Source organism: Bacillus sp. CGMCC 1.16541, assembly GCF_003184905.1.
Classification (GTDB): Bacteria; Bacillota; Bacilli; order Bacillales; family Bacillaceae_H; genus Priestia.
Genome location: NZ_QFRU01000005.1, coordinates 26,922 through 50,118, shown reverse-complemented (window position 1 = coordinate 50,118; position 23,197 = coordinate 26,922). Strand labels below are relative to the sequence as shown.

Below are 23,197 nucleotides of genomic sequence, written 5' to 3'. Positions count from 1 at the left end.
TACAACAAGATTGCTTCAATGAAGTAATGAGGTGTGTTTATGAAGAAGATTATTGTTCAAAAGTTTGGTGGTACTTCTGTACGTGATGAAGTTGGTAGAGAACGTGCAGTTCATCATATTAAATGTGCATTAAGCGAAGGATACAAGGTAGTCGTTGTTGTCTCTGCTATGGGACGTAAAGGAGAACCATATGCGACAGATACCTTACTGTCCTTAGTAAACGGAAGTCAAGCAACGTTAAATAAGCGTGAATTAGACATGTTAATGTCTTGTGGGGAGTTAATCTCGTCTGTTGTTTTTTCAAACTTATTAAATTCAAATGAAATTAAAGCAACAGCTTTAACAGGCGCACAAGCTGGATTTGTAACAAACGGTGATTTTACAAACGCAAAAATTATCGACATGAAATGTGATCGGATTTATGAAGAGTTAGAGCAACATGATGTCGTTGTAGTAGCAGGCTTTCAAGGTGCTTCAGCGAATGGAGATGTAACAACTCTAGGAAGAGGTGGAAGTGACACTTCTGCCTCTGCTTTAGGTGCGGCGTTAAGTGCAGATTTTGTTGATATTTTTACGGATGTAGAGGGTGTTATGACTGCGGATCCTCGAATTGTGGAGGATGCAAGGCCGCTTTCAGTTGTTACTTATAATGAAATTTGTAATATGGCTTATCAAGGTGCGAAAGTCATTCATCCACGAGCAGTAGAGATTGCGATGCAAGCAAAAGTACCAATTCGTGTTCGTTCTACTTATTCCGATACAGAAGGAACGCTCGTTACATCACACGGATATGCTCAACAAAAAGGTAGCGATGTACAAGAACGGTTAGTGACGGGTATCGCTCATGTGTCAAATGTGACACAAATTAAAGTGTTTAGTAAAGAAGGCAACTATGATATTCAGTCTGAAGTCTTTAAAGCAATGGCAAATGCTCAGATAAGTGTGGACTTTATTAACATTTCTCCAAAAGGTGTTGTCTACACGGTAACAGATGAGTCAACTGATCGTGCTATTGAAGTATTAGAAAGCATGGGATATGAACCGTTTGTTACTCGTCATTGTGCGAAGGTCTCTACAGTGGGAGCTGGAATTGCTGGGGTACCAGGAGTGGCAGCTAAAATTGTAACAGCACTTTCAGTAGATGGTATTCAAATTTTACAATCAGCCGATAGTCATACTACAATTTGGGTATTAGTAAAAGAAGAAGACTTAAAGAAAGCTGTTAATGCTCTTCACAACACATTTGAACTATCAAAAGTGGAAAAATAGAGCGTTAATTGAATAGCAAGGAGTGAACATACGATGGATTTTGGAAAAGTTTCAACAGCTATGGTTACCCCTTTTGATCACAAAGGGAACATTGATTTTCAAAAAACTACACAATTAATTAACTATTTGATTGATAACGGATCAGATTCATTAGTGGTAGCAGGGACAACAGGTGAATCACCAACATTATCATTAGAAGAAAAACTAGCTTTATTTCGTCATACAGTAAAAGTAGTAGATGGAAGAGTGCCTGTTATCGCAGGAACAGGAAGCAATAACACATATGCTTCTGTTGAATTTACTAAAAAAGTAGAAGAGATTGGTGTAGACGCTGTGATGCTTGTAGCTCCGTACTACAACAAACCAAGTCAAGAAGGATTGTATCAGCATTTTAAAGTTATTGCAGAAAGCACAAAATTGCCTGTTATGTTATATAATATCCCTGGTCGTTCAGTTGTGAATATGTCAGTTGATCTTATTGTGAAGCTCTCTCAAATTCCTAATGTTGTAGCGGTCAAAGATGCAAGTGGGGATCTAGATAGCATGACAGAGATTATCTCACGTACATCTGATGATTTTGCTCTTTATAGTGGAGATGACGGATTAACATTGCCGAGCTTGGCAATTGGCGGCAACGGAATTGTCTCAGTTGCTTCTCATGTGCTAGGAAATGAAATGCAACAAATGGTTCGAGCTTTTGAAAGTGGTCAAACAAAAGAGGCAGCAGCATTGCACCAAAAGCTATTGCCGATTATGAATGCTTTATTTGCAGCTCCGAGCCCTACGCCGGTCAAGACAGCTTTACAATTGAAAGGTCTAGACGTAGGATCTGTACGCCTTCCTCTTATTCCATTAACAGAAGAACAACGAACAGAGTTAGTTCAAGTACTAAAAACGATATAAGTAATACAATCGCCTTTTTTAAGTAAAGAAACCTTTGTCTCTTTACTTAAAAAGGCGATTTTTATTTAAGTGAAGATTGTGATAGCTTTGAAATTTCTTGTATTCCATTTCTTGCATACGTTATAATAAATGCAAGTGACTTTGAGCGGGTTGTAAGTTTATGTGGGAGGAAAACTAGTAGCTATGAAAAAGACAGAAAATATTAAAATTTTTGCATTAGGTGGAGTTGGAGAGGTTGGAAAAAACATGTATGTCATCGAGATTAATGATGACATCTATGTAGTAGATGCAGGGTTAATGTTTCCAGAAGACGAGATGCTAGGAATTGATATGGTTATTCCTGATATTTCGTATTTAGTAGATAATAAAGCAAGAGTAAAAGCGATTTTACTTACACACGGTCATGAAGAGCAAATAGGAGCATTACCATTTATCTTAAGAAAGCTAGATGTACCTGTATACGGTACAAAGCTGACAATTGCACTTGTGCGAGAAAAAATGAAAGAATATGGTTGTTCTAAATACAAGCTTTTACATATAATTGATTCTAATACTGTTTTAACGTTTGATACGACTATCATTACTTTCTTTAGAACCATGCATAGTATTCCTGATTCAGTGGGTATATGCTTACAAACATCTCAAGGTGCGGTCGTTCATACAGGGGACTTTAAGTTTGATCAATCCTACAGTGGACCTCATGCATCAGAGATTAGTAAAATGGCTGCAATCGGAGAACAAGGAGTTCTTTGTTTATTATCAGACAGCACAAATGCAGAAAGGCTTGGTTATACGGTCTCTGAATCCGTTATTAATCAAGAAATTTCCGACGCCTTTTATGATGCAAAAGAAAAAGGAAGGATTATTGTTGCAACATACGGTTCAAATATCACGCGTATTCAACAAGTAATTAATGCAGCATTTGAGCATGAACGTAAATTAGTCGTTGTTGGTCGAACGATGATGAAAGTAATTGAACTTGGAGTTGAGTTAGGATATCTTAATGTACCTGAAGATACGTTGATCTCTGTTCAAGGTATTAACAGTCAAAGTGACGAAAAGATAGCCATTTTAACAACAGGTCATCAAGGTGAGCCAATGGCTGCGTTATCTAGAATGGCGAGACAAGCACATAAGCTTGTAAGTATTAAAGAAGATGATACTGTTTTAATTGCCGCAACACCAATACCAGGTCATGAGACGAAGTTTTCAAAAACCATTGATTTAGTCTGTCGAATCGGTGCAACAGTTGTATATGGACAAAAGCAGATTCACACATCAGGACATGGTAGTCAAGAAGAATTAAAATTTATGATTAATTTAATGAAACCTACATATGTGTTACCAATTCATGGTGAATATCGTATGCAAAAAGCTCACGCGAAATTAGCGGAAGCGTCAGGAATACCACAAGACCATATTTTTCTTCTAGAAAAAGGAGACGTTATTGAAATAAAAGATGGTTTAGCTCAATCGGGGGGCAGAGTGCAGTCAGGTAACACTCTTATTGATGGATTAGGAGTTGGAGATGTAGGTAACATTGTTCTTCGCGACCGCCGTTTACTATCTCAAGATGGTATTTTAATTGTTGTCGTAACAATTGATAAAGGAAATAAAAAGATTTCAGCAGGGCCAGAAATTATCTCTCGAGGTTTTGTATATGTTCGTGAATCAGAAAAGCTTCTTGAAGACGCGACCGCACTTGTTGAACAAATTCTGCAAAAGTGCATGCAAGAGCGAACAATTGAATGGTCAACATTAAAGTTAAATATGCGTGAAAGCTTAAACCAATTTTTATTTGAAAAAACGAGACGTAGACCAATGATTCTTCCAATTATCATGGAAGTGTAAGCAAAACGCTCAAAGTCAAAAGAACAGGCGTAAACAGTGAGGTAACTCTCTCTGTTTAGTGAGTCTGTTCTTTTTTGTAGTTAAGAAAGCATGAAAAAGTGGATGAAGCTCATAATAACAGTATTAATGTTTGAAAGGAGTTACAGAATGTTTAAAGAAAATGAACTTCATTCTTCAGAAACAGCACCACAACAACCTGATAAAAAAGAAGACGGTAAACAAGGTTTAGTAGATAAAATTCAGCAATTAGGTCAAACCAATGTTCCGCAGCTTGCTCAAGACTCGAAAATTCATTGTTTAACAATTGTAGGACAAGTAGAGGGACATGTACAATTACCACCACAAAACAAAACAACAAAATATGAACATGTGATTCCTCAAATTGTCGCAATTGAGCAAAATCCAAAAATCGAAGGATTATTAATTATTCTAAATACGGTTGGTGGAGATGTGGAAGCAGGTTTAGCAATTGCTGAAATGATTTCTTCTTTATCGAAGCCGTCTGTGTCGATTGTATTAGGAGGGGGTCACTCCATCGGTGTTCCAATTGCTGTCTCAACCACTCACTCATTTATTGCAGGAACAGCAACAATGACAATTCACCCGGTTCGCCTAACGGGGTTAGTTATTGGCGTTCCGCAAACCTTTGAGTATTTAGATAAAATGCAAGAGCGTGTAATTAACTTTGTGACCAAGCACTCTAATGTGTCGGAGGAAAAATTTAAAGAACTAATGTTTTCTAAAGGTAATTTAACAAGAGATATCGGTACAAATGTAGTAGGAGCAGATGCAGTGCAATACGGATTAATTGACGAAGTGGGCGGAGTAGGGCAAGCTATAAAAAAATTAAATGAACTGATTGAAAATAAAGGAATTACACGGGAGGATAGCCAATTATTACAATGATACTTTATACATCAATGCCTCAAGAATTTGTTTTTCCGACAGAATCGACAGAATATGATAGCTTGCAAACCATTGAACATAATGGTATTTCTTTTTTGGTTATGGAGAATACACAAAGGCAATATCAAATTGTAAGAATGCTTAGTACAGATCCGCAAGACTATTTAAACAGCGAATATGGCCCTGGGCAAATTTTATCTCTATAATTTCATTGTAAAAGTAAAATATGTTTATGATATAATGAATGTAGCAATATGGACATGCAGCCTTTTTTTGGCTGCTTTTTTGTTCGAACTATGCTAGATAATGTTTACATAAGAGATTGAGCATTCTGTAAATAGTTGGGATTGGCCAAGTTGAAAAGGACTGATTGGAGTGAAACGATGGCGAAGAAAAAGAAAAGAAGTCAAGTGAAGATTGATGAATGGAAAAGGATTATACGTTTTGAATTAATTGGTCTTTTCATTCTCGCGCTATCGTTAATTGCGATGGCAGAATTAGGTGCAGTGGGACGCGCCATTGTATTAGTTGTAAGGCTTTTTGCAGGTGAATGGTACATGTTAGGATTAATAGGACTACTTATTTTATCTGTTTATGTCATTTGGAAGCGGACATGGCCTCCATTTATAACAAGACAACTGATTGGTACATATATTATCGTGTTAGCTATCCTATTGTTTAGTCATGTCACATTGTTTCAAAATTTATCTCGTGATGGGAACTTTGCTCATCCATCTGTTATTTTAAATACATGGGACTTATTTATGCTAGAAGCAAAAGGGCAAGCCACTAGCGATTTAGGTGGTGGGATGATTGGCTCTATTATGTTTGCCATTTGCTACTTCTTATTTGATCGGCTAGGAACAGAATTAATTGCTTCTCTTCTTATTATGGTTGGAATTATTCTAATCACTGGGCGTTCATTGCAAGAAACCTTGATGAAAATTATTCGACCGATCTTGTCTTTCTTTATGACAGAATTGAAAGAGGGGATTGAAGATTTAAAAGAATGGGTTCAAAAAAGAAAAGCTGCTCCGCGCACGAGAGTCAGAACACGATCTAGACAAGCAGAATCAACTGTAGACTTTGAAGAGGCGGCAAGCGCAGATGTTCAGGAAGAACAACAAGAAGAATCAACCGTTCCGCCAATCATCGAACATTTTAATTATAGTGATGAAGCACAAGAGCAGGTAAGTGTAAAGCCAGAGTCTTTATCGCCAGTGCAAACTAAACCGATTCAACAGCAAGTGGTGAAAAAAGAAACTCAAAAAGAAGAGCAGTCGCCTGCACCTGTTATTACATTTTCAGAAGCAGAAAATAAATCATACGAATTACCACCAATTCGCTTATTAGCAGCGCCTAAAAAGCATAATCAATTAAAAGAACATAAAAATATTCATGCGAATGCAAAGAAGTTAGAAAAAACATTTCAAAGCTTTGGTGTAAAAGCAAAAGTTGCCAAAGTCCATTTAGGTCCTGCTGTAACGAAATATGAAGTGTATCCAGATGTAGGAGTAAAAGTAAGTAAGATTGTTAATTTAAGTGATGATTTAGCATTAGCATTGGCTGCGAAAGATATAAGAATTGAAGCGCCAATACCAGGTAAATCAGCGGTTGGTATTGAAGTTCCAAATGAAGAAGTAGCGATGGTATCTTTACGAGAGGTACTTGAAGGAAAAGAAAACAATCGTCCAGATGCGAAGCTTTTAATTGGATTAGGGCGAGATATTTCGGGGGAAGCGGTATTAGCTGAGCTCAATAAAATGCCCCATTTACTTGTTGCTGGAGCAACGGGTAGTGGAAAAAGTGTGTGTGTCAATGGAATTATCGTTAGTTTACTTATGAGAGCCAAGCCTCATGAAGTGAAGCTCATGATGATTGATCCAAAAATGGTTGAGTTAAATATGTATAACGGTATTCCGCACTTACTGGCACCTGTTGTGACAGATCCTAAAAAGGCATCACAAGCTTTGAAAAAAGTAGTAAGTGAAATGGAGCGTCGATATGAATTATTTTCTCATACGGGGACGCGTAATATTGAAGGGTATAACGAGTACATTAAGCGTGAAAACGAACATGAAGAAGCTAAACAACCGACATTGCCGTATATTGTTGTGATAGTGGATGAGCTTGCAGACTTAATGATGGTTGCTTCATCGGATGTAGAGGATTCCATTACACGTTTAGCTCAAATGGCTCGTGCTGCAGGTATTCACTTAATTATTGCGACACAAAGGCCTTCTGTAGATGTTATTACTGGCGTCATTAAAGCAAATATTCCTTCTCGAATTGCCTTTAGTGTATCGTCTCAAACGGATTCACGTACAATCCTTGATATGGGTGGAGCAGAAAAGTTACTAGGTCGAGGTGATATGCTTTTCATGCCTGTAGGCGCTTCAAAGCCTGTTCGTGTACAAGGCGCATTCTTATCAGACGAAGAGGTCGAAGAAATTGTAGACTTTGTAATTTCTCAGCAAAAAGCACAATATCAGGAAGAAATGATTCCTCAAGATGCTCCAGAGAAAGAAGATAATTTTGAAGATGAATTATACGATGAAGCGGTACAACTAGTTGCAGAGATGCAAACTGCTTCTGTCTCTATGTTACAACGAAGATTCCGTGTTGGTTATAATCGAGCAGCTCGTTTAATTGATGCGATGGAAGAGCGTGGAGTGGTTGGTCCTTATGAAGGAAGTAAACCACGTGCTGTACTTGTCTCACAACAAAGCGAAGATGTAGGATCTTAGACCAATAAGAAAAAGGATAGCACATTTGAATGTGTTATCCTTTTTTTAAGACTTTATAGATATTCGGTTGTGTCGCTTTAATTAAAAATGAATACTCTTTCAAAGTGAATGATAAATATAAAACACGAATGATAGAGCGATAAACTCTTTAAATGTTTGTTTATAATGGTCTCTTAATACTTCATCATACTATAAAAAATGAAAGAATAGGACGATAAAATTCAAAAAATAGTATTTTTAATAAAATATTAAACTTTTGTAAATAAAATTAATATAACCTATTTATTTATTTGTCGAAAAGTGATATATTATTTTCGGAAAATGTAGTCAAACATCAGAGGTCTGATGACCAAGAAGGATTGTGGGGGAAGCTGTATGTCTATCAAGACAGATAGTCGACACTTGTATCTGCAAGTAATTGACGAAATTAAACAGAATATTAATCAAGGAATATACAAAGAAAAAGAGAAGCTTCCATCGGAATTTGACTTATCAAAACAACTAGGTGTAAGTCGAGCAACATTGCGTGAAGCACTACGAATTCTAGAAGAAGAGAACATTGTAATACGTCGTCATGGTGTGGGGACATTTGTTAATAGTAAGCCAACATTTATGTCAGGTATTGAGCAATTAAGCAGTATAACGGACATGATTAAGCAGGGTGGGATGAAACCTGGGACAATCTTTCTTTCATCACAGGTCCAAGGCTCGACAGAAGAAGATGCACGACGCTTTCAATGCGAAGTAAATGAGGACGTTTTACTTGTGGAGCGTGTTCGTACCGCAAATAGTGACCCAGTCGTTTATTGTATCGACAAAGTACCTCAAAAGTATTTACCGAAAAATTTTGAGTACAAACAAGAGTCACTCTTTGAAATCCTAGAATCACAAGCAGGAAAACATATTTCATACGCCGTGACTCATATTGAACCTGTTGGTTATCATGAGAAAATATCTCCCATTTTACAATGTGAGCCTGAAACCGCTCTTCTAGTCTTAAAACAAATGCATTATGATTTAGATGATGAACCAATTTTGTATTCACTAAACTATTTTAAAGCAGATCAATTTAGCTTTCACGTTCTTAGAAAGAGAGTATAATTTTTTTGTAGAGAAATATCTGAATATTGCTAAGTAGGTTTATTTTTTTACAAATAATTATTTGAATATTATTAATTGGTTTTGTAAGCACTTTTAAGGAGGTGTGTGCCAACATAGTTTAATAATTTTTTAATCGTCGATTTACTTACTTTAACCAATTCTAGGGGGTCTTACTAATGAAAAAACGTAAAGCAGGGTTAGCATTATCACTTGTATTAGCAGCAGGAACGTTATTAAGTGCGTGTGGTTCTAGTGAATCAACTACATCAGAAGGTGGAAGTAGCGAAGGTAAAAAAGTTGATTTTAAAGTGGGAATGGTTACAGATACAGGTGGGATAGATGACAAATCATTTAACCAATCTGCTTGGGAAGGTGTAACAAAGTTTGGTCAAGAGAACGGCTTAGAAGAGGGTAAAGGTTTTAAATACGCGCAATCAAATCAAGCTTCTGAGTATCAAAGTAACTTATCAACATTTGCTGAAGCAGGATTCAATGTGACATACGGAATCGGATTCTTATTAAAAGAAGACGTGAAAATTGTCGCAGGACAAAATCCAGATGTAAACTTTGGATTAGTGGATGATTCTTTAAAAGCAGAAGGATTAGATAACGTAGCTAGTATTCTATTTAAAGAAGAACAAGGTTCTTTCTTAGTCGGAGTTATTGCTGCGAAACATACAAAGTCTAATAAAATTGGATTTATTGGTGGAGTAGAATCTCCATTAATTAAAAAGTTTGAAAATGGTTTCAAAGCTGGTGTTAAATCGGTGAATCCAGATGCAGAAGTAGTTGTTCAATATGCAGAAGATTTTAATGACTCTGCAAAAGGAACAACAATTGCATCTGCAATGTATAGTCAAGGTGCAGATATTATTTATCACGCAGCAGGTGGTACAGGTGTAGGGGTGTTTACTGAAGCGAAAAACCGTAAGAAAAAAGGTGAAGATGTATGGGTTATCGGTGTAGACCGTGACCAACACGAAGAAGGTTTACCAGAAAATGTAACACTTACTTCGATGGTTAAACGTGTAGATGTAGCAGTTTATGAAGTGTCGAAGCGCGCAATGGAAGGTGACTTCCCAGGTGGTGAAGAAGTAGTATTTGGTCTTGAAGAAGACGGAATTAGCATTGCACCTACAACAGAAAACGTAAGTGAAGAAGCATTAAAAACAGTTGAAGAATTTGAGCAAAAAATTCTAAAAGGTGAAATCGAAGTACCAGCTACTGATGAAGCATTTGAACAGTTTGTAACGACATTAAAATAAGACTTAACATGGATAAGAAAAGGCTAGTCGTAGGCTAGCCTTTTTACTAACAAAGCAACAGAAAATATAGGTGAATAGTCACTATATACATGATGGCATGCAAATAGGGAGTGAGCGTAGTGAGTTATGTAATTGAAATGCTTGGAATTCGTAAAGAATTTCCTGGTATTGTGGCAAATGATAATATTACACTCCAAGTGAAAAAGGGAGAAATACATGCACTATTAGGGGAAAATGGAGCAGGTAAATCAACATTAATGAACGTGTTGTTTGGTCTTTATCAGCCTGAAAAAGGTGAAATTAAAGTTAATGGAAAAGTAGTGAAGATTACAGATCCAAATGTCGCTAACAATCTTGGTATCGGAATGGTTCATCAACATTTCATGCTTGTTCAAAACTTTACAGTGACAGAAAACATTATCTTAGGTAATGAACCGACCAAGACAGGAAAAATTAACATTCAAGAAGCAGCAAAAACGATTGAAGACTTATCGATAAAATATGGTTTGTCTGTAGATCCTTATGCAAAAATTGAAGATATTTCGGTTGGAATGCAACAGCGCGTTGAGATTTTGAAGACTCTTTATCGAGGAGCTGAAATTCTCATCTTTGATGAACCAACCGCTGCTTTAACACCACAAGAAATTACAGAGTTAATTGAGATTATGAAGCGATTGATTCATGAGGGAAAATCGATCATTTTAATTACACACAAATTAAAAGAGATTATGGCTGTTTGTGACCGTTGTACAATTATTAGAAAAGGTGTTGGGATCGGTACAGTAGAAGTATCAGAGACGAATCCAGATGAATTAGCATCGTTAATGGTGGGGCGTGAAGTACACTTTAAAACAGACAAACAAGAAGCAAAGCCAACTGATGATGTGTTAAAGATTGAACATCTAGTGGTAGAAGATAGTCGAGGAGTAGTAGCTGTTAACGAGTTAAATCTGTCTATTCGTGCAGGTGAAATTGTAGGAATTGCAGGTGTAGATGGGAATGGTCAAAGCGAACTAATTGAAGCAATTACTGGGTTACGTAAAGTAAAGTCTGGATCTATTCGATTAAAAGAAAAAGAATTAATAGGTATGAAGACTCGTAGAATTACAGAATCAGGTGTTGGGCATATTCCTCAAGATCGTCATAAACATGGGCTTGTTCTTGATTATACAATTGGAGAAAACATTGCGCTTCAAACGTATTATCAACAACCTTTATCAAAAAAGGGTATTTTGAACTATAAGAGTATTTATGAAAAAGCAAAGTCGCTCATAAAAGAATACGATGTGCGAACACCAAGTGAGTATACTCCAGCACGTGCGTTATCGGGGGGAAATCAGCAAAAAGCGATTATTGCGAGGGAAGTAGATCGTAGTCCAAATTTGTTAATTGCAGCTCAACCAACACGTGGTTTAGACGTTGGGGCAATTGAGTTTATTCATCGTAAACTAGTAGAAGAACGAGACAAAGGAAAAGCAGTGTTACTTGTATCTTTAGAATTGGACGAGGTTATGAACCTAAGTGATCGAATTGCTGTTATTTATGAAGGTAAGATTGTAGATATCGTGGATCCAAAACAAACAAATGAACAAGAGTTAGGCCTATTAATGGCTGGTGGACAGCGAAAGAAAGTCGGTGAAACTCCATGAGTAAATGGCTAAAAAGTGAACGTGCTATTAATATTATTATTCCTGTGTTTGCAGCTGTGTTAGGCTTATTAGTTGGTGCCATCATTATGTTATTAGGAGGCTACGATCCTGTTTATGGGTACGAAGCTTTATTTAATGGCATGTTAGGTAGTCCTAAAGCAATTGGAGAAACCATTCGAGCAATGACACCGCTTATTTTAGCAGGTATTGCTGTAGCATTCGCTTTTAAAACAGGTCTTTTTAATATCGGAGTAGAAGGCCAATTATTAGTCGGTTGGTTATCGGCTGTTTGGGTAGGATACGCTTTTGAGTTACCAACAGTGATTCATATTCCTCTCGCTGTATTAGTTGCAGGTTTTGCTGGAGCGATTTGGGGCTTTATTCCAGGATTACTAAAAGCGCGTTTTAAAGTTCACGAAGTGATTGTCACAATCATGATGAACTATATTGCTCTTTATATAACGAGCGCAATCATTCGTGAGTTTTTATATGCTGGAAATGAAAAATCACATAATATCAATGAGTCAGCGTCATTAACTTCACCAATGTTAGCGGCATTAACAAACAATTCTCGCCTTCATTATGGGATTATCATTGCCCTCATTGCAGCAATTGTTATGTGGTTTCTTTTAAATAAAACAACAAAAGGCTTTGAATTAAAAGCAGTAGGGTTTAATCAACATGCTTCTCACTATGCAGGAATGAGTGTTGAACGAAATATTATTTTATCTATGGCCATTTCAGGTGCATTCGCTGGTGTTGCAGGTGCGATGGAAGGTCTAGGTACATTCGGGTATATGAATACACTTTCAGCGTTTACAGGAACAGGTTTTGATGGAATCGCTGTAGCCTTATTAGGTGCAAATAGTGCCATTGGAATTGTACTGGCTGCCTTTTTATTTGGTGGTTTGAAGACAGCGGCCCCACAAATGAACTTTATGGCAGATGTACCTTCCGAACTTATTGAAATCGTCATAGCCTTAATTATTTTATTTGTTGCATCAAGCTATATCATCCGTTGGTTTATGATGAGATTAAGCAAGGAGGGGAAATAAATGAGCTTTTTTGACATTTTGGTACTCATTATTCCAGCAGCGCTCTATACTGCCGCACCTCTTATCTTTACAGCTTTAGGTGGAGTGTTTAGTGAACGATCTGGTGTAGTAAACATTGGATTAGAAGGATTAATGTTGTTTGGTGCATTTACAGGTATTTTTACAACCTTAATGTTGCAAGACTCACTTGGTGCTGCTTCTCCTTGGATTGGAATTGGTGTAGCAGCCATTGTGTGTGCGTTGTTCTCCCTCATTCATGCAGTAGCAAGCATTACGTTAAAAGCAGATCAAGTTGTGAGTGGAGTTGCGTTAAACTTTTTAGCAGCTGGATTATCTATCTTTTTAATTAAGAAAATTTTCGGAAAAGGTCAAACGGATTTTATTCAATTTCGTATTGATAAAATAGATGTTCCTGTTTTATCTGATATTCCTTTCATTGGCGACCTTTTATTTTCACGCGTACCTGCTACATCCTATATTGCGATACTGTTAGCATTCATCGTATGGTATGTCATTTATAAAACACCATTCGGCTTACGTCTTCGCTCTGTTGGAGAACATCCAATGGCAGCGGATACGATGGGGATTAATGTAACAAAGATGCGTTATATTGGTGTTATGCTTTCAGGGGTGTTTGCTGGTATTGGTGGAGCTGTTTACGCAACGTCAATCGCTACGAACTTCGCTGGTGGAACAATATCTGGACAAGGATTTTTAGCTTTAGCGGCAATGATTTTTGGAAAATGGCATCCAATTGGAGCAATGGGAGCAGCGTTATTCTTTGGATTAGCACAATCATTGAGTATTACAGGAGCACAAATTCCTGTCATTCAAGATATTCCGACAGTGATTCTAACGATTGCTCCATACGTATTAACAATTTTAGCGTTAACTGGGTTTGTTGGACGTGCAGAAGCGCCAAAAGCACTTGGAACACCATACGAAAAAGGAAAACGCTAATTTTAAAAAACTACTTCACACTACAAACTTTGTAGGGGACTGAAGTAGTTTTTTTATTTTTAAAAAATGAATGATAAAACGAAAGAAGATGTAACTTGAAAAAATTCCCTCAAATTGGATATAGTGAAGATAAGACTAAAAATAAACAGATAGATGAAAAATAGAAACATCATTTATGTATGTGCATTACTTGAGGAAACTGAGCAAAAAGTCCTCTACATCCTTTTAGAGGAGTTCTTTGTTCATTAAGTATCTAATATAAATGAAGAAAATCAACACGCTAGTTATCGATGCTTACCATTAAAAAGGAGGTTTATGAATGAAGTTATTAGCTGAACAAAAGCATGAGTTGCAAGGGCTGACTGTTCATACCATTCAAACATCAAAATATAAGACAAACACTGTTATTCTTAAGCTTAATTCACCCTTAAAGGAAGAAACCGTTACGAAAAGAGCATTGCTTCCATACGTATTACAAAGCGCAACGGAAAAATTGCCAACGACGACAAAGCTAAGAAGTCACTTAGATGATTTATACGGAGCAACGCTACAAGTGGATTTAACTAAAAAAGGTGACAATCATGATATTACCATTCGAATTGATATTGCGAATGAAAAGTATTTGAAAGATCACACGCCGTTGCTACAACATGCTCTGTCTTTAATAGGAGATATTTTGCTTCATCCAGCAGTTGAGGGAGAGGCATTTTTAAATGATATTGTATCAAAAGAAAAAAGAGCGTTACGTCAACGTATTCAAGCTGTTTTCGATGATAAAATGCGTTATGCGAACTTACGTCTTGTGGAAGAAATGTGTAAAGAAGAACCCTATTCTTTACATGTAAATGGTCGAATTGATGACATTGAATCCATTACAGCGCAAAATTTATATGAATATTATCAACAAGTATTAAAAGAAGATTCTATTCATCTATATGTGATTGGAGATATCCAAACAGAAGACGTCTTAAAAGGAGTGAAAGAATCTATTTCACTACCTGACAGATCAGTAAGAAGAACAAATCGTACAGAAGCCAAACAAACTGCTGAAAAAGTTAACGAAGTCGTTGAGAAGCAAAATATAAAGCAAGGAAAGTTAAACATTGGTTATCGTACAAATGTTGTGTATGGAGACCGTCATTACTTTGCTTTACAAGTCTTTAATGGAATATTTGGTGCATTTTCACATTCAAAATTATTTATGAATGTACGTGAGAAAGCAAGTTTAGCTTATTATGTTGGGTCAAGAGTTGAAAGTCATAAAGGATTATTAATGGTGATGTCAGGTATCGATGCGAAAAACTATGACCAAGCTGTTACAATTATTAAAGAGCAGATGGAAGCGATGAGGGACGGAGAGTTTACTGACGAAGAAATTGCTCAAACAAAAGCAGTGATCCATAATCAATTGCTCGAAACAATTGATACACCAAGAGGATTAGTAGAGGTGCTTTATCACAATGAGCTTACAGGCGCGTCTATTACGATTGATGAATACTTAAAAGGAATTGATGCTGTTTCTACACAAGACATTGTAAAAGTAGCCGAAAACATTCAGATGGATACGATTTATTTTTTAACAGGAATGGACGGTGAATAATATGGAAAAAATCGAATTCGCTCAGTTACAAGAAGAACTGTATCATGAAAAGATGGATAATGGGTTAGAAGTATATATCTTACCAAAAAAAGAATTTAATAAGTCTTTTGCTACATTTACAACGAAGTATGGTTCAATTGACAATCAATTTGTACCATTAAATGAAAAAGAAATGATTCAAGTTCCTGATGGAATTGCACATTTTTTAGAGCATAAGTTATTTGAAAAAGAAGATGGCGATGTGTTTCAGCAGTTTAGTAAGCAAGGGGCGTCTGCGAATGCTTTTACGTCTTTTACAAGAACCGCTTACTTATTTAGTTGCACATCGAATTTTGAGCAGAACCTAGAAACACTCGTGGACTTTGTTCAAGAGCCCTATTTTTCCGAAAAGACTGTAGAAAAAGAAAAAGGAATCATTGGTCAGGAAATTACGATGTATGATGATAATCCAGATTGGCGTCTTTATTTTGGAACTATTCAAAATATGTATCATCACCATCCAGTTAAAATTGACATTGCAGGTACGATTGACTCCATTTCAAAAGTTACAAAAGATTTGCTATATACTTGTTATGAGACGTTTTATCATCCAAGTAATATGTTATTGTTTGTTGTCGGTCCAGTTGATGCTGATAAAGTGATGAAGCAGATTCGTGATAATCAAGCAAAGAAAAAGTACGAACAAGCATCTGAAATTAAAAGACATTTTGAGGAAGAACCTGACCATGTAGCAGAGAAAAAGCAAGTTCTTCCGATGACAGTACAATCATCGAAGTGTTTAGTTGGAGTAAAAGCAAAGCATCCAATGCGTTCAGGTGAAGAGATGTTAAAGCATGAGTTATCCATTAATGTAATGCTTGATTACCTATTCGGTAAAAGTTCTGCTTATTATGAGGAACTTTACAGTGAAGGGTTAATTGATGAGACATTTTCTTATGATTACACAGAAGAGCAAGGGTTTGGGTTTGCCATCGTTGGAGGAGATACGGAAAACCCCGATCAGTTAGCAGAGCGATTACAAAAGATGTTAATGGAAATGAAAGCAGTGTCTATGTCTGAAGAAGAATTAGATCGTGTTCGTAAAAAGAAAATTGGGGCGTTTTTACGGTCTTTGAACTCCCCTGAGTTTATTGCAAATCAATTCACAAGGTACGCGTTTAACGATATGGACATGTTTAATGTCGTAGAAACGCTTGAAGCATTAAAGCTAGAAGATATAAAAAAGGTCGTAAGTGAACTAGTAAACGAAGAAAACTTTACGGTGTGTCAAGTAGTTCCAAACAATGAAGGATAATGATAGGATAGGATAAGTAAAAAGGCTGAGACAACAGGGGAGAAATACCCCTATTGTCTCAGCTTGTAACATCCCTTACCGATAAAATCCAGTCGTAAAATGGATAGGCAGGTAAGGGATGTTGTATGTAAATTTACTTTTCTGTTTTATTGAATTAGGTCTCACCCTCTTTGTTAGGGCGGGCATTGGTAAAAGGAGAGAGGAATGTGGAAAAATTCGCATTGATTACAGGAGCAAGCGGAGGGATCGGTACAGCCATTGCTAAACAGCTGGCTGAAGATGGCTACTCGTTACTATTACATTATCATCAAAATGAAACAGCGGCGCGTATACTTAAGGAAGAACTAACAAAAATGACTCGTACCATTTTACTTGTTCAAGCAGACTTATCAACTCAAGAAGGAATTGACAGCTTTTTAAGTCAAGTAAGTGTACCGATTGATGTTTGTATACATAATAGTGGAAACGCCTTAACAGGTTTAGTAACGGATCATACTAATAAAGAGATTGATGCGATGATTTGCCTTCATGTAACAGCTCCTTATAAAATAACAAAAGCGTTATTACCTGACATGGTGCGTAAAAAAGAAGGCAATGTTGTCATGATTTCTTCTATTTGGGGTTTGATGGGGGCGTCTTATGAGGTGCTCTATTCAATGGTTAAGGGAGCTCAAAATACGTTTGTAAAAGCTCTTGCGAAGGAAGTAGCACTTAGTAACATTCGTGTGAATGCTGTTGCACCAGGTGCTATTCAAACCAATATGTTAAGTGACTATACAGATGAAGATCTTGCGTTATTAAAAGAAGAGATTCCAGCAGGAAGATTAGGCAAGACCAGTGAGGTGGCACAAGCTGTGTCATTTCTAGTATCACAGAAGTCTTCGTATATTACAGGGCAGGTACTCTCTGTAAATGGTGGGTGGTACACGTAAAAATATCGTATAAAATACAATCTAACGTACAAACTATGATATGAATAAACCTTAAGGAGGGTCTTTCATGTCAGTATTAGACAATTGGGATTCTTGGAAAAATTTTTTAGGTGATCGTTTACACCACGCGCAAAACGAAGGAATGAACAATGAAGTCATTCAAGGTCTTGCTTATCAAATTGGTGGCTATTTAGCAAATCAAGTTGAAGCGAAAAACGAGCAAGAGAAAGTGTTAGCAGATCTTTGGAGTGTAGCTTCGCCAGAAGAGCAACATGCGATTGCGAACATGATGGTAAAGCTTGTACAAAATAATGGGAATGCAAAGTAAAAGAGGGGTTTACCTCTCTTTTTGTTTTTGATTCTTTTCTAGAGCCCAGCTTTAACTTCAATTCCCCCTTTCGGTTACTCGCTTACTTACAACATACTCTCATCGCTTTATAGATAAAATTAAAACAAATCGTTTGAAACATTGTAATGAAAACGTTTTTATGAAAACATTTAGGATGTCGCCTTGTTTTAGGGTTTATAAATTAAAGCAAATCATTTATATTTAATATATATATTTATGCCATTAGATGGGGAGAGGGTTTTGTGGCGAAGATTGAGTGGTATTTAGAATATCAGATACAAAAAAATCGTCCAGGCTTATTAGGTGATATTTCTTCATTACTTGGAATGCTTTCAATTAACATCGTGACTATAAATGGTGTGGATGATCAAAGGCGAGGGTTACTAGTTCGCTGCGATTCTCATGAACAAATTGAAAGGCTAGAATCCATTTTAAATACAATGGATAACATAGCTGTTACAAAATTTAGGCCACCTAAGTTACGCGATCGTTTAGCTGTTCGACATGGTCGATATATACAGCGTGATGCTGATGATCGAAAAACATTCCGGTTTGTTCGTGATGAACTAGGTCTTCTTGTGGACTTCATGGCAGAGTTGTTTAAACAAGATGGACATAAACTTATTGGAATTCGTGGGATGCCTCGAGTAGGTAAAACCGAATCAATTGTTGCTGCAAGTGTTTGTGCAAATAAGAGATGGTTATTTGTCTCTTCAACATTACTAAAGCAAACCATTCGCAGTCAATTAATCGAAGAAGAGTATAACACGGATAATATCTTTATTATAGACGGTATCGTTTCTACACGAAGAGCAAATGAAAAGCATTGGCAATTAGTACGTGAAATTATGCGAGTACCAGCGACTAAAATCGTTGAACATCCAGATGTTTTTGTTCAAAATACAGAATATACTTTAGATGATTTTGAGTATATTATCGAATTACGTAACGAGCCTGATGAAGAGATTACATATGACAAAGTAGAAGGTTCACAGATGTTCCCGGATAATGGCTTTTCAATGTTTGATTTTTAGTAAAATTGGTAGGTGTTATGGTTGACAGAATTAGGAAATAGATTGAAAACGGCCAGAGAAGAGAAGAATTTAACTCTTGATGATTTACAAAAGTTAACAAAAATTCAAAAACGATATCTAGTTGGCATTGAAGAAGGCAACTATGATTTAATGCCCGGTAAGTTTTACGTACGTGCCTTTATTAAACAATATTGTGAAGCAGTAGGGCTAAGTCCAGATGAAATATTTGAACAATATAAATCTGAGATTCCCACTACTCAAACAGACGATTTGCCACAACAATTATCTAGAGTTCGCACTCGCAAGGAAATTCCGGAGAAGGCATCAAAAGCACTTGATGCTCTCCCAATTATTTTAATTGTAGTGGTTGTCATTGCCATTGCGAGTACTGTTTGGATATTTGCTCAAAGCAAGGCAACAGACGATGCAGCTGATAGTAAGGCTTCTCAAACTGAAGAGAGTGAAATTGAAGAAGCGACTGACTCACCGTTAGCAGAGGAAGAAAAAGAAAAAGAATCAGCTGAAACAGAAGAACCAGCTACTCCACAAGAGAAGCCTGTAGAAGAAGAGCCATCGACTGAAGAACAAACATACACAGAAGTTCAAAAAAGCGGACGAAACGCAACATATGAACTATCTGGAGTAGAAGAATTTAAGCTCCAGATATCAGCGAAAGATGCTGATACATGGCTAGATATTAAGAATGGTAAAGGTGGCGTTTTCTATAACGCGAGTTTAAAAAATGGTGAAACAAAAGAATTCGATTTAACACAAGAGTCTGAAGTGCGTATAAACATCGGTTTTTCCCCAGCTGTTCAGATGAAAATTAATGGACAAGACGTTCAATTGCCATTTAACCCAAGTGAGCGAGTACGTCAAGTTGTTACCATTCAATATAATAAAGGTGAAAGTGCTCAATAATAATGAGAGATGTGAATAAAGTGTATACTAAATAGAAAGAGCGGGCCGTGTCAAAAGGGATATATATCCCTTTTGACACGGCCCACAACATCATCTTTTTCTAGCTTTATGTACTTACAAGGCAGCTCCACTTTCAATTTGTTTTAATCATTGGAGGAATACATAATGAATTTACCAAATAAAATTACCATTTCAAGGATTTTTTTAATTCCGGTCTTTTTAATTTTAATGTTAGTTGAATTACCATGGGGAGAAGTAGTGATTGGTGATATAACAGTTCCTATTGCCCACTTAATCGGAGCAGCAGTATTCATTATTGCCTCAACAACGGACTGGGTAGATGGTTACTATGCACGTAAATATAATTTAGTAACAAACTTAGGTAAGTTTCTAGATCCGTTAGCAGACAAACTATTAGTGTCAGCAGCATTAATCGCATTAGTGGAGTTAGGCTCAGCATCAGCTTGGGCAGCTATTATTATCATTAGTCGTGAATTTGCTGTAACAGGGTTGCGATTAGTTCTTGCAGGTGAAGGAGAAGTAGTGGCAGCGAATATGCTTGGGAAAATTAAAACTTGGACACAAATTATCGCAATTTCAGCATTATTACTTTATAACCTTCCATTTGCACTTATTTCAATTCCGTTTGCAGATATTGCATTATGGATTGCTGTTATCTTTACAGTCATTTCAGGATGGGATTATTTTGCCAAAAACAAGCAAGCTTTTCTGAATTCGAAATAACATGGGGATGATAAGATGAACGCAGAAATTATAGGAGTAGGCTCCGAATTACTTTTGGGCCAAATTGCTAATACAAATGCTCAATATTTATCCAAGCAACTTGCTGAGATTGGTATTAATGTATATTATCATACAGTGGTGGGTGATAATGCTACTCGCTTAAAAGAGACAATTCATACAGCTCAAAAACGGGCAGATTTAATTATCTTTACTGGTGGACTTGGACCAACAAAAGATGACTTAACAAAAGAAACTATTTCTGCTGTATTAGATAAACCACTTGTTACAGACGAAGAAGCACTTCAAAGTATTGAATCATATTTTAAAAAAGTAAATCGAGTGATGACTCCTAATAATAAGAAACAAGCATTAGTCATGTCTGGGTCAACTATTTTACATAATAATTACGGGATGGCACCAGGAATGGCCATTAAAGTTAGCGGTATCGAATACCTGTTATTTCCTGGTCCTCCAAAAGAGCTTTATCCAATGTTTGAAAATTATGCCAAAGATTATTTGTTAAGTAAACTCGAGATAAAAGAGAGAATTGAATCTCGGGTCCTGCGCTTCTTTGGAATTGGAGAGTCACAATTAGAAACAGAAATTGAAGACCTATTAGAGAAGCAGTCTAACCCTACTATTGCTCCTTTAGCAGGCGATGGAGAAGTAACGTTACGCTTAACCGCTAAGCATGCTGATTCTAAGCAGGCAAAGAAACTAATCGATGATGTAGAAACTGAAATTCTACAAAAGGTAGGCCCGTACTTCTATGGTTATAACCAAACCTCTCTTCCAGAGGAATTAATGAAACATTTAATAAATGAAGAAAAAACCATTGCATCAGCTGAGAGTTTAACAGGTGGGCTGTTTAGTGAAAGACTTACATCCATATCTGGCGCTGGAGCGGTGTTAAAAGGTAGCATCGTTTGTTATCATAATGATGTGAAACAACATACACTAGGTGTTTTAAACGAAACGTTAAATAACCATGGAGCTATTAGTGTACAATGTGCGAAAGAAATGGCAGAACAAATAAGGATTAAATGTTGTTCTGATATTGGAATTAGCTTTACAGGTGTAGCAGGTCCAAAAGTGCAAGAAGGTAAAGAAGTAGGAACGGTGTTTGTTGGTATTGCGATTGAAGGGAAAGAAACGGTAGTTCATCATCTGCAACTTTCTGGTAGTCGTCAAGCAATTCGCCAGCGCTCTGTTTACTATGGTTGTCATTATTTATTAAAACAATTAAAAGAAAGAGACTAAGAAAAGCTCGTAGATCATTCAAGAAGTAGCGTATGATTTACGAGCTTTTCTATGTATACAGTACATATTATACTTCTCTCCAAGATAGGATAGAAAATATAAAAAATCGAACATTTATTCGTTTTTTACTTGGCAAACGATCAAAAAACTAGTATAGTATTAGATAGAAAGTTGCTAATGAAATGTCATTTTTATCTTTAAATTTTATATAAATTTTTTGTTATTATAGAGGAGGAAATGAAGTGAACGATCGTCAAGCAGCCCTTGATATGGCTTTAAAACAAATCGAAAAGCAATTTGGTAAAGGCTCCATTATGAAGCTAGGAGAACAAACAGAACGAAAAATCTCAACAGTACCTAGTGGATCTTTAGCTCTTGATATCGCTTTAGGAGTAGGTGGTTATCCACGTGGACGTATTATTGAAACTTATGGACCAGAGAGCTCAGGTAAAACTACAGTAGCACTTCATGCTATTGCAGAAGTACAAGCGCAAGGTGGCCAAGCTGCATTTATTGATGCGGAGCATGCGTTAGATCCTGTTTATGCTCAAAAACTAGGTGTAAATATTGATGAGTTACTTCTTTCTCAACCGGATACAGGAGAGCAAGCATTAGAGATTGCAGAAGCCTTAGTACGTAGTGGAGCAGTTGATATTCTTGTTATTGACTCTGTAGCAGCACTAGTTCCTAAAGCAGAGATTGAAGGGGAGATGGGTGACTCTCACGTTGGTTTACAAGCGCGTCTTATGTCACAAGCTCTTCGTAAATTATCGGGTGCAATTAATAAATCGAAAACAATTGCTATTTTTATTAACCAAATTCGTGAAAAAGTCGGAGTGATGTTTGGAAATCCTGAAACGACACCAGGTGGACGAGCGTTAAAGTTCTATTCATCTGTGCGTTTAGAAGTACGTCGTGCTGAACAATTAAAGCAAGGAAACGAAATTGTCGGAAATAAAACAAAGATTAAAGTAGTGAAAAACAAAGTAGCTCCTCCGTTTCGTGCTGCTGAAGTAGATATTATGTATGGAGAAGGAATTTCTAAAGAAGGTGAAATTCTTGATATCGCTTCTGAACTAGACATCGTTCAAAAAAGCGGTGCTTGGTATTCTTATAATGAAGAGCGCTTAGGTCAAGGTCGCGAAAATGCGAAGCAATTCTTAAAAGAAAACATTGAATTGCGCCAGGAGATTGCTGAGCAAATTCGTCAACATTATGGATTAGATGACTTAGCGGCAGCTTCTGAAGAACAAGACGAACTTTTATAAGTTTTTGATAGGGTTCCTACTAGATGTGGGAACCCTTTTTAAAAGGAATTTGAAGAGACTAGAATGATGAACAATGCCTTTTTCATTTA

20 protein-coding genes are annotated in these 23,197 nt (G+C 36.7%); all 20 read left to right on the top strand.

Annotated elements, in window-relative coordinates; all coding sequences use genetic code 11:
• Nucleotides 1-39: 39 nt before the first annotated feature.
• The 20 genes from dapG to recA all read left to right on the top strand — a co-directional run bounded on the left by dapG (nucleotide 40) and on the right by recA (nucleotide 23,108).
• Nucleotides 40-1,269, top strand: coding sequence for an aspartate kinase (gene dapG, locus DIS06_RS08235; RefSeq protein ID WP_110112781.1), 1,230 nt, complete (start codon nucleotides 40-42; stop codon nucleotides 1,267-1,269).
• Nucleotides 1,270-1,302: 33 nt separating this feature from the next.
• On the top strand, nucleotides 1,303-2,172 hold the full coding sequence (gene dapA, locus DIS06_RS08230; RefSeq protein WP_110112780.1) for a 4-hydroxy-tetrahydrodipicolinate synthase: 870 nt from the start codon (nucleotides 1,303-1,305) through the stop codon (nucleotides 2,170-2,172).
• A 183-nt stretch (nucleotides 2,173-2,355) separates the two neighbouring features.
• Entirely contained in the window at nucleotides 2,356-4,023 is a 1,668-nt protein-coding gene (locus tag DIS06_RS08225; protein WP_110112779.1) for a ribonuclease J, read from the top strand.
• Between the two features lie 147 nt (nucleotides 4,024-4,170).
• Nucleotides 4,171-4,929: a ClpP family protease gene (locus DIS06_RS08220; RefSeq protein ID WP_110112778.1), complete on the top strand. Its 759-nt coding sequence runs from the start codon at nucleotides 4,171-4,173 to the stop codon at nucleotides 4,927-4,929.
• Nucleotides 4,926-5,135 carry a YlzJ-like family protein gene (locus tag DIS06_RS08215; RefSeq protein WP_110112777.1) on the top strand — a complete coding sequence of 70 codons (210 nt, stop codon included), beginning with the start codon at nucleotides 4,926-4,928 and terminating at the stop codon, nucleotides 5,133-5,135. Before DIS06_RS08220 ends, DIS06_RS08215 begins: the two co-directional genes overlap by 4 nt.
• A 177-nt stretch (nucleotides 5,136-5,312) precedes the next feature.
• Nucleotides 5,313-7,676, top strand: a complete 2,364-nt coding sequence (locus tag DIS06_RS08210) for a DNA translocase FtsK (RefSeq protein WP_110112776.1) — start codon at nucleotides 5,313-5,315, stop codon at nucleotides 7,674-7,676.
• A 375-nt stretch (nucleotides 7,677-8,051) separates the two neighbouring features.
• A complete protein-coding gene (locus DIS06_RS08205; protein ID WP_110112775.1) occupies nucleotides 8,052-8,777 on the top strand; it encodes a GntR family transcriptional regulator in 726 nt (241 codons plus the stop codon).
• Between the two features lie 176 nt (nucleotides 8,778-8,953).
• Nucleotides 8,954-10,042, top strand: a complete 1,089-nt coding sequence (locus DIS06_RS08200) for a BMP family lipoprotein (RefSeq protein ID WP_110112774.1) — start codon at nucleotides 8,954-8,956, stop codon at nucleotides 10,040-10,042.
• 119 nt (nucleotides 10,043-10,161) lie between these two features.
• On the top strand, nucleotides 10,162-11,691 hold the full coding sequence (locus DIS06_RS08195) for an ABC transporter ATP-binding protein (RefSeq protein ID WP_110112773.1): 1,530 nt from the start codon (nucleotides 10,162-10,164) through the stop codon (nucleotides 11,689-11,691).
• Nucleotides 11,688-12,746 (top strand): ABC transporter permease, encoded by a 1,059-nt coding sequence (locus DIS06_RS08190; protein ID WP_110112772.1) that lies wholly within the window; start codon nucleotides 11,688-11,690, stop codon nucleotides 12,744-12,746. The genes DIS06_RS08195 and DIS06_RS08190 overlap by 4 nt, the downstream gene beginning before the upstream one ends.
• Nucleotides 12,747-13,706, top strand: coding sequence for an ABC transporter permease (locus DIS06_RS08185; RefSeq protein WP_110112771.1), 960 nt, complete (start codon nucleotides 12,747-12,749; stop codon nucleotides 13,704-13,706).
• Between the two features lie 319 nt (nucleotides 13,707-14,025).
• The gene (yfmF, locus tag DIS06_RS08180; RefSeq protein ID WP_110112770.1) at nucleotides 14,026-15,306 is read left to right on the top strand and encodes an EF-P 5-aminopentanol modification-associated protein YfmF; all 1,281 of its coding nucleotides are present in this window, start codon (nucleotides 14,026-14,028) and stop codon (nucleotides 15,304-15,306) included.
• A 1-nt stretch (nucleotide 15,307) separates the two neighbouring features.
• Nucleotides 15,308-16,600: an EF-P 5-aminopentanol modification-associated protein YfmH gene (gene yfmH, locus DIS06_RS08175; protein ID WP_110112769.1), complete on the top strand. Its 1,293-nt coding sequence runs from the start codon at nucleotides 15,308-15,310 to the stop codon at nucleotides 16,598-16,600.
• Nucleotides 16,601-16,806: 206 nt separating this feature from the next.
• Nucleotides 16,807-17,532 (top strand): elongation factor P 5-aminopentanone reductase, encoded by a 726-nt coding sequence (gene ymfI / locus DIS06_RS08170; RefSeq protein ID WP_110112768.1) that lies wholly within the window; start codon nucleotides 16,807-16,809, stop codon nucleotides 17,530-17,532.
• 67 nt (nucleotides 17,533-17,599) lie between these two features.
• On the top strand, nucleotides 17,600-17,860 hold the full coding sequence (locus tag DIS06_RS08165) for a DUF3243 domain-containing protein (protein ID WP_110112767.1): 261 nt from the start codon (nucleotides 17,600-17,602) through the stop codon (nucleotides 17,858-17,860).
• Nucleotides 17,861-18,123: 263 nt separating this feature from the next.
• Nucleotides 18,124-18,915, top strand: a complete 792-nt coding sequence (locus tag DIS06_RS08160; RefSeq protein ID WP_110112766.1) for a DUF3388 domain-containing protein — start codon at nucleotides 18,124-18,126, stop codon at nucleotides 18,913-18,915.
• Nucleotides 18,916-18,927: 12 nt separating this feature from the next.
• Nucleotides 18,928-19,836 (top strand): helix-turn-helix domain-containing protein, encoded by a 909-nt coding sequence (locus tag DIS06_RS08155; RefSeq protein WP_239421958.1) that lies wholly within the window; start codon nucleotides 18,928-18,930, stop codon nucleotides 19,834-19,836.
• 165 nt (nucleotides 19,837-20,001) lie between these two features.
• Nucleotides 20,002-20,580: a CDP-diacylglycerol--glycerol-3-phosphate 3-phosphatidyltransferase gene (pgsA, locus tag DIS06_RS08150; RefSeq protein WP_110112764.1), complete on the top strand. Its 579-nt coding sequence runs from the start codon at nucleotides 20,002-20,004 to the stop codon at nucleotides 20,578-20,580.
• Nucleotides 20,581-20,595: 15 nt separating this feature from the next.
• Entirely contained in the window at nucleotides 20,596-21,840 is a 1,245-nt protein-coding gene (locus DIS06_RS08145) for a competence/damage-inducible protein A (RefSeq protein WP_110112763.1), read from the top strand.
• A gap of 242 nt (nucleotides 21,841-22,082) precedes the next feature.
• Nucleotides 22,083-23,108: a recombinase RecA gene (gene recA / locus DIS06_RS08140; RefSeq protein WP_110112762.1), complete on the top strand. Its 1,026-nt coding sequence runs from the start codon at nucleotides 22,083-22,085 to the stop codon at nucleotides 23,106-23,108.
• Nucleotides 23,109-23,197: the final 89 nt, after the last annotated feature.

Excerpts from the sequence above, each read along its gene's own strand:
- dapG (WP_110112781.1), top strand. The coding sequence starts at position 40 with ATGAAGAAGATTATTGTTCAAAAGTTTGGTGGTACTTCTGTACGTGAT.
- dapA (WP_110112780.1), top strand. The coding sequence starts at position 1,303 with ATGGATTTTGGAAAAGTTTCAACAGCTATGGTTACCCCTTTTGATCAC.
- DIS06_RS08225 (WP_110112779.1), top strand. The coding sequence starts at position 2,356 with ATGAAAAAGACAGAAAATATTAAAATTTTTGCATTAGGTGGAGTTGGA.
- DIS06_RS08220 (WP_110112778.1), top strand. The coding sequence starts at position 4,171 with ATGTTTAAAGAAAATGAACTTCATTCTTCAGAAACAGCACCACAACAA.
- DIS06_RS08215 (WP_110112777.1), top strand. The coding sequence starts at position 4,926 with ATGATACTTTATACATCAATGCCTCAAGAATTTGTTTTTCCGACAGAA.
- DIS06_RS08210 (WP_110112776.1), top strand. The coding sequence starts at position 5,313 with ATGGCGAAGAAAAAGAAAAGAAGTCAAGTGAAGATTGATGAATGGAAA.
- DIS06_RS08205 (WP_110112775.1), top strand. The coding sequence starts at position 8,052 with ATGTCTATCAAGACAGATAGTCGACACTTGTATCTGCAAGTAATTGAC.
- DIS06_RS08200 (WP_110112774.1), top strand. The coding sequence starts at position 8,954 with ATGAAAAAACGTAAAGCAGGGTTAGCATTATCACTTGTATTAGCAGCA.
- DIS06_RS08190 (WP_110112772.1), top strand. The coding sequence starts at position 11,688 with ATGAGTAAATGGCTAAAAAGTGAACGTGCTATTAATATTATTATTCCT.
- DIS06_RS08185 (WP_110112771.1), top strand. The coding sequence starts at position 12,747 with ATGAGCTTTTTTGACATTTTGGTACTCATTATTCCAGCAGCGCTCTAT.
- yfmF (WP_110112770.1), top strand. The coding sequence starts at position 14,026 with ATGAAGTTATTAGCTGAACAAAAGCATGAGTTGCAAGGGCTGACTGTT.
- yfmH (WP_110112769.1), top strand. The coding sequence starts at position 15,308 with ATGGAAAAAATCGAATTCGCTCAGTTACAAGAAGAACTGTATCATGAA.
- DIS06_RS08165 (WP_110112767.1), top strand. The coding sequence starts at position 17,600 with ATGTCAGTATTAGACAATTGGGATTCTTGGAAAAATTTTTTAGGTGAT.
- pgsA (WP_110112764.1), top strand. The coding sequence starts at position 20,002 with ATGAATTTACCAAATAAAATTACCATTTCAAGGATTTTTTTAATTCCG.
- DIS06_RS08145 (WP_110112763.1), top strand. The coding sequence starts at position 20,596 with ATGAACGCAGAAATTATAGGAGTAGGCTCCGAATTACTTTTGGGCCAA.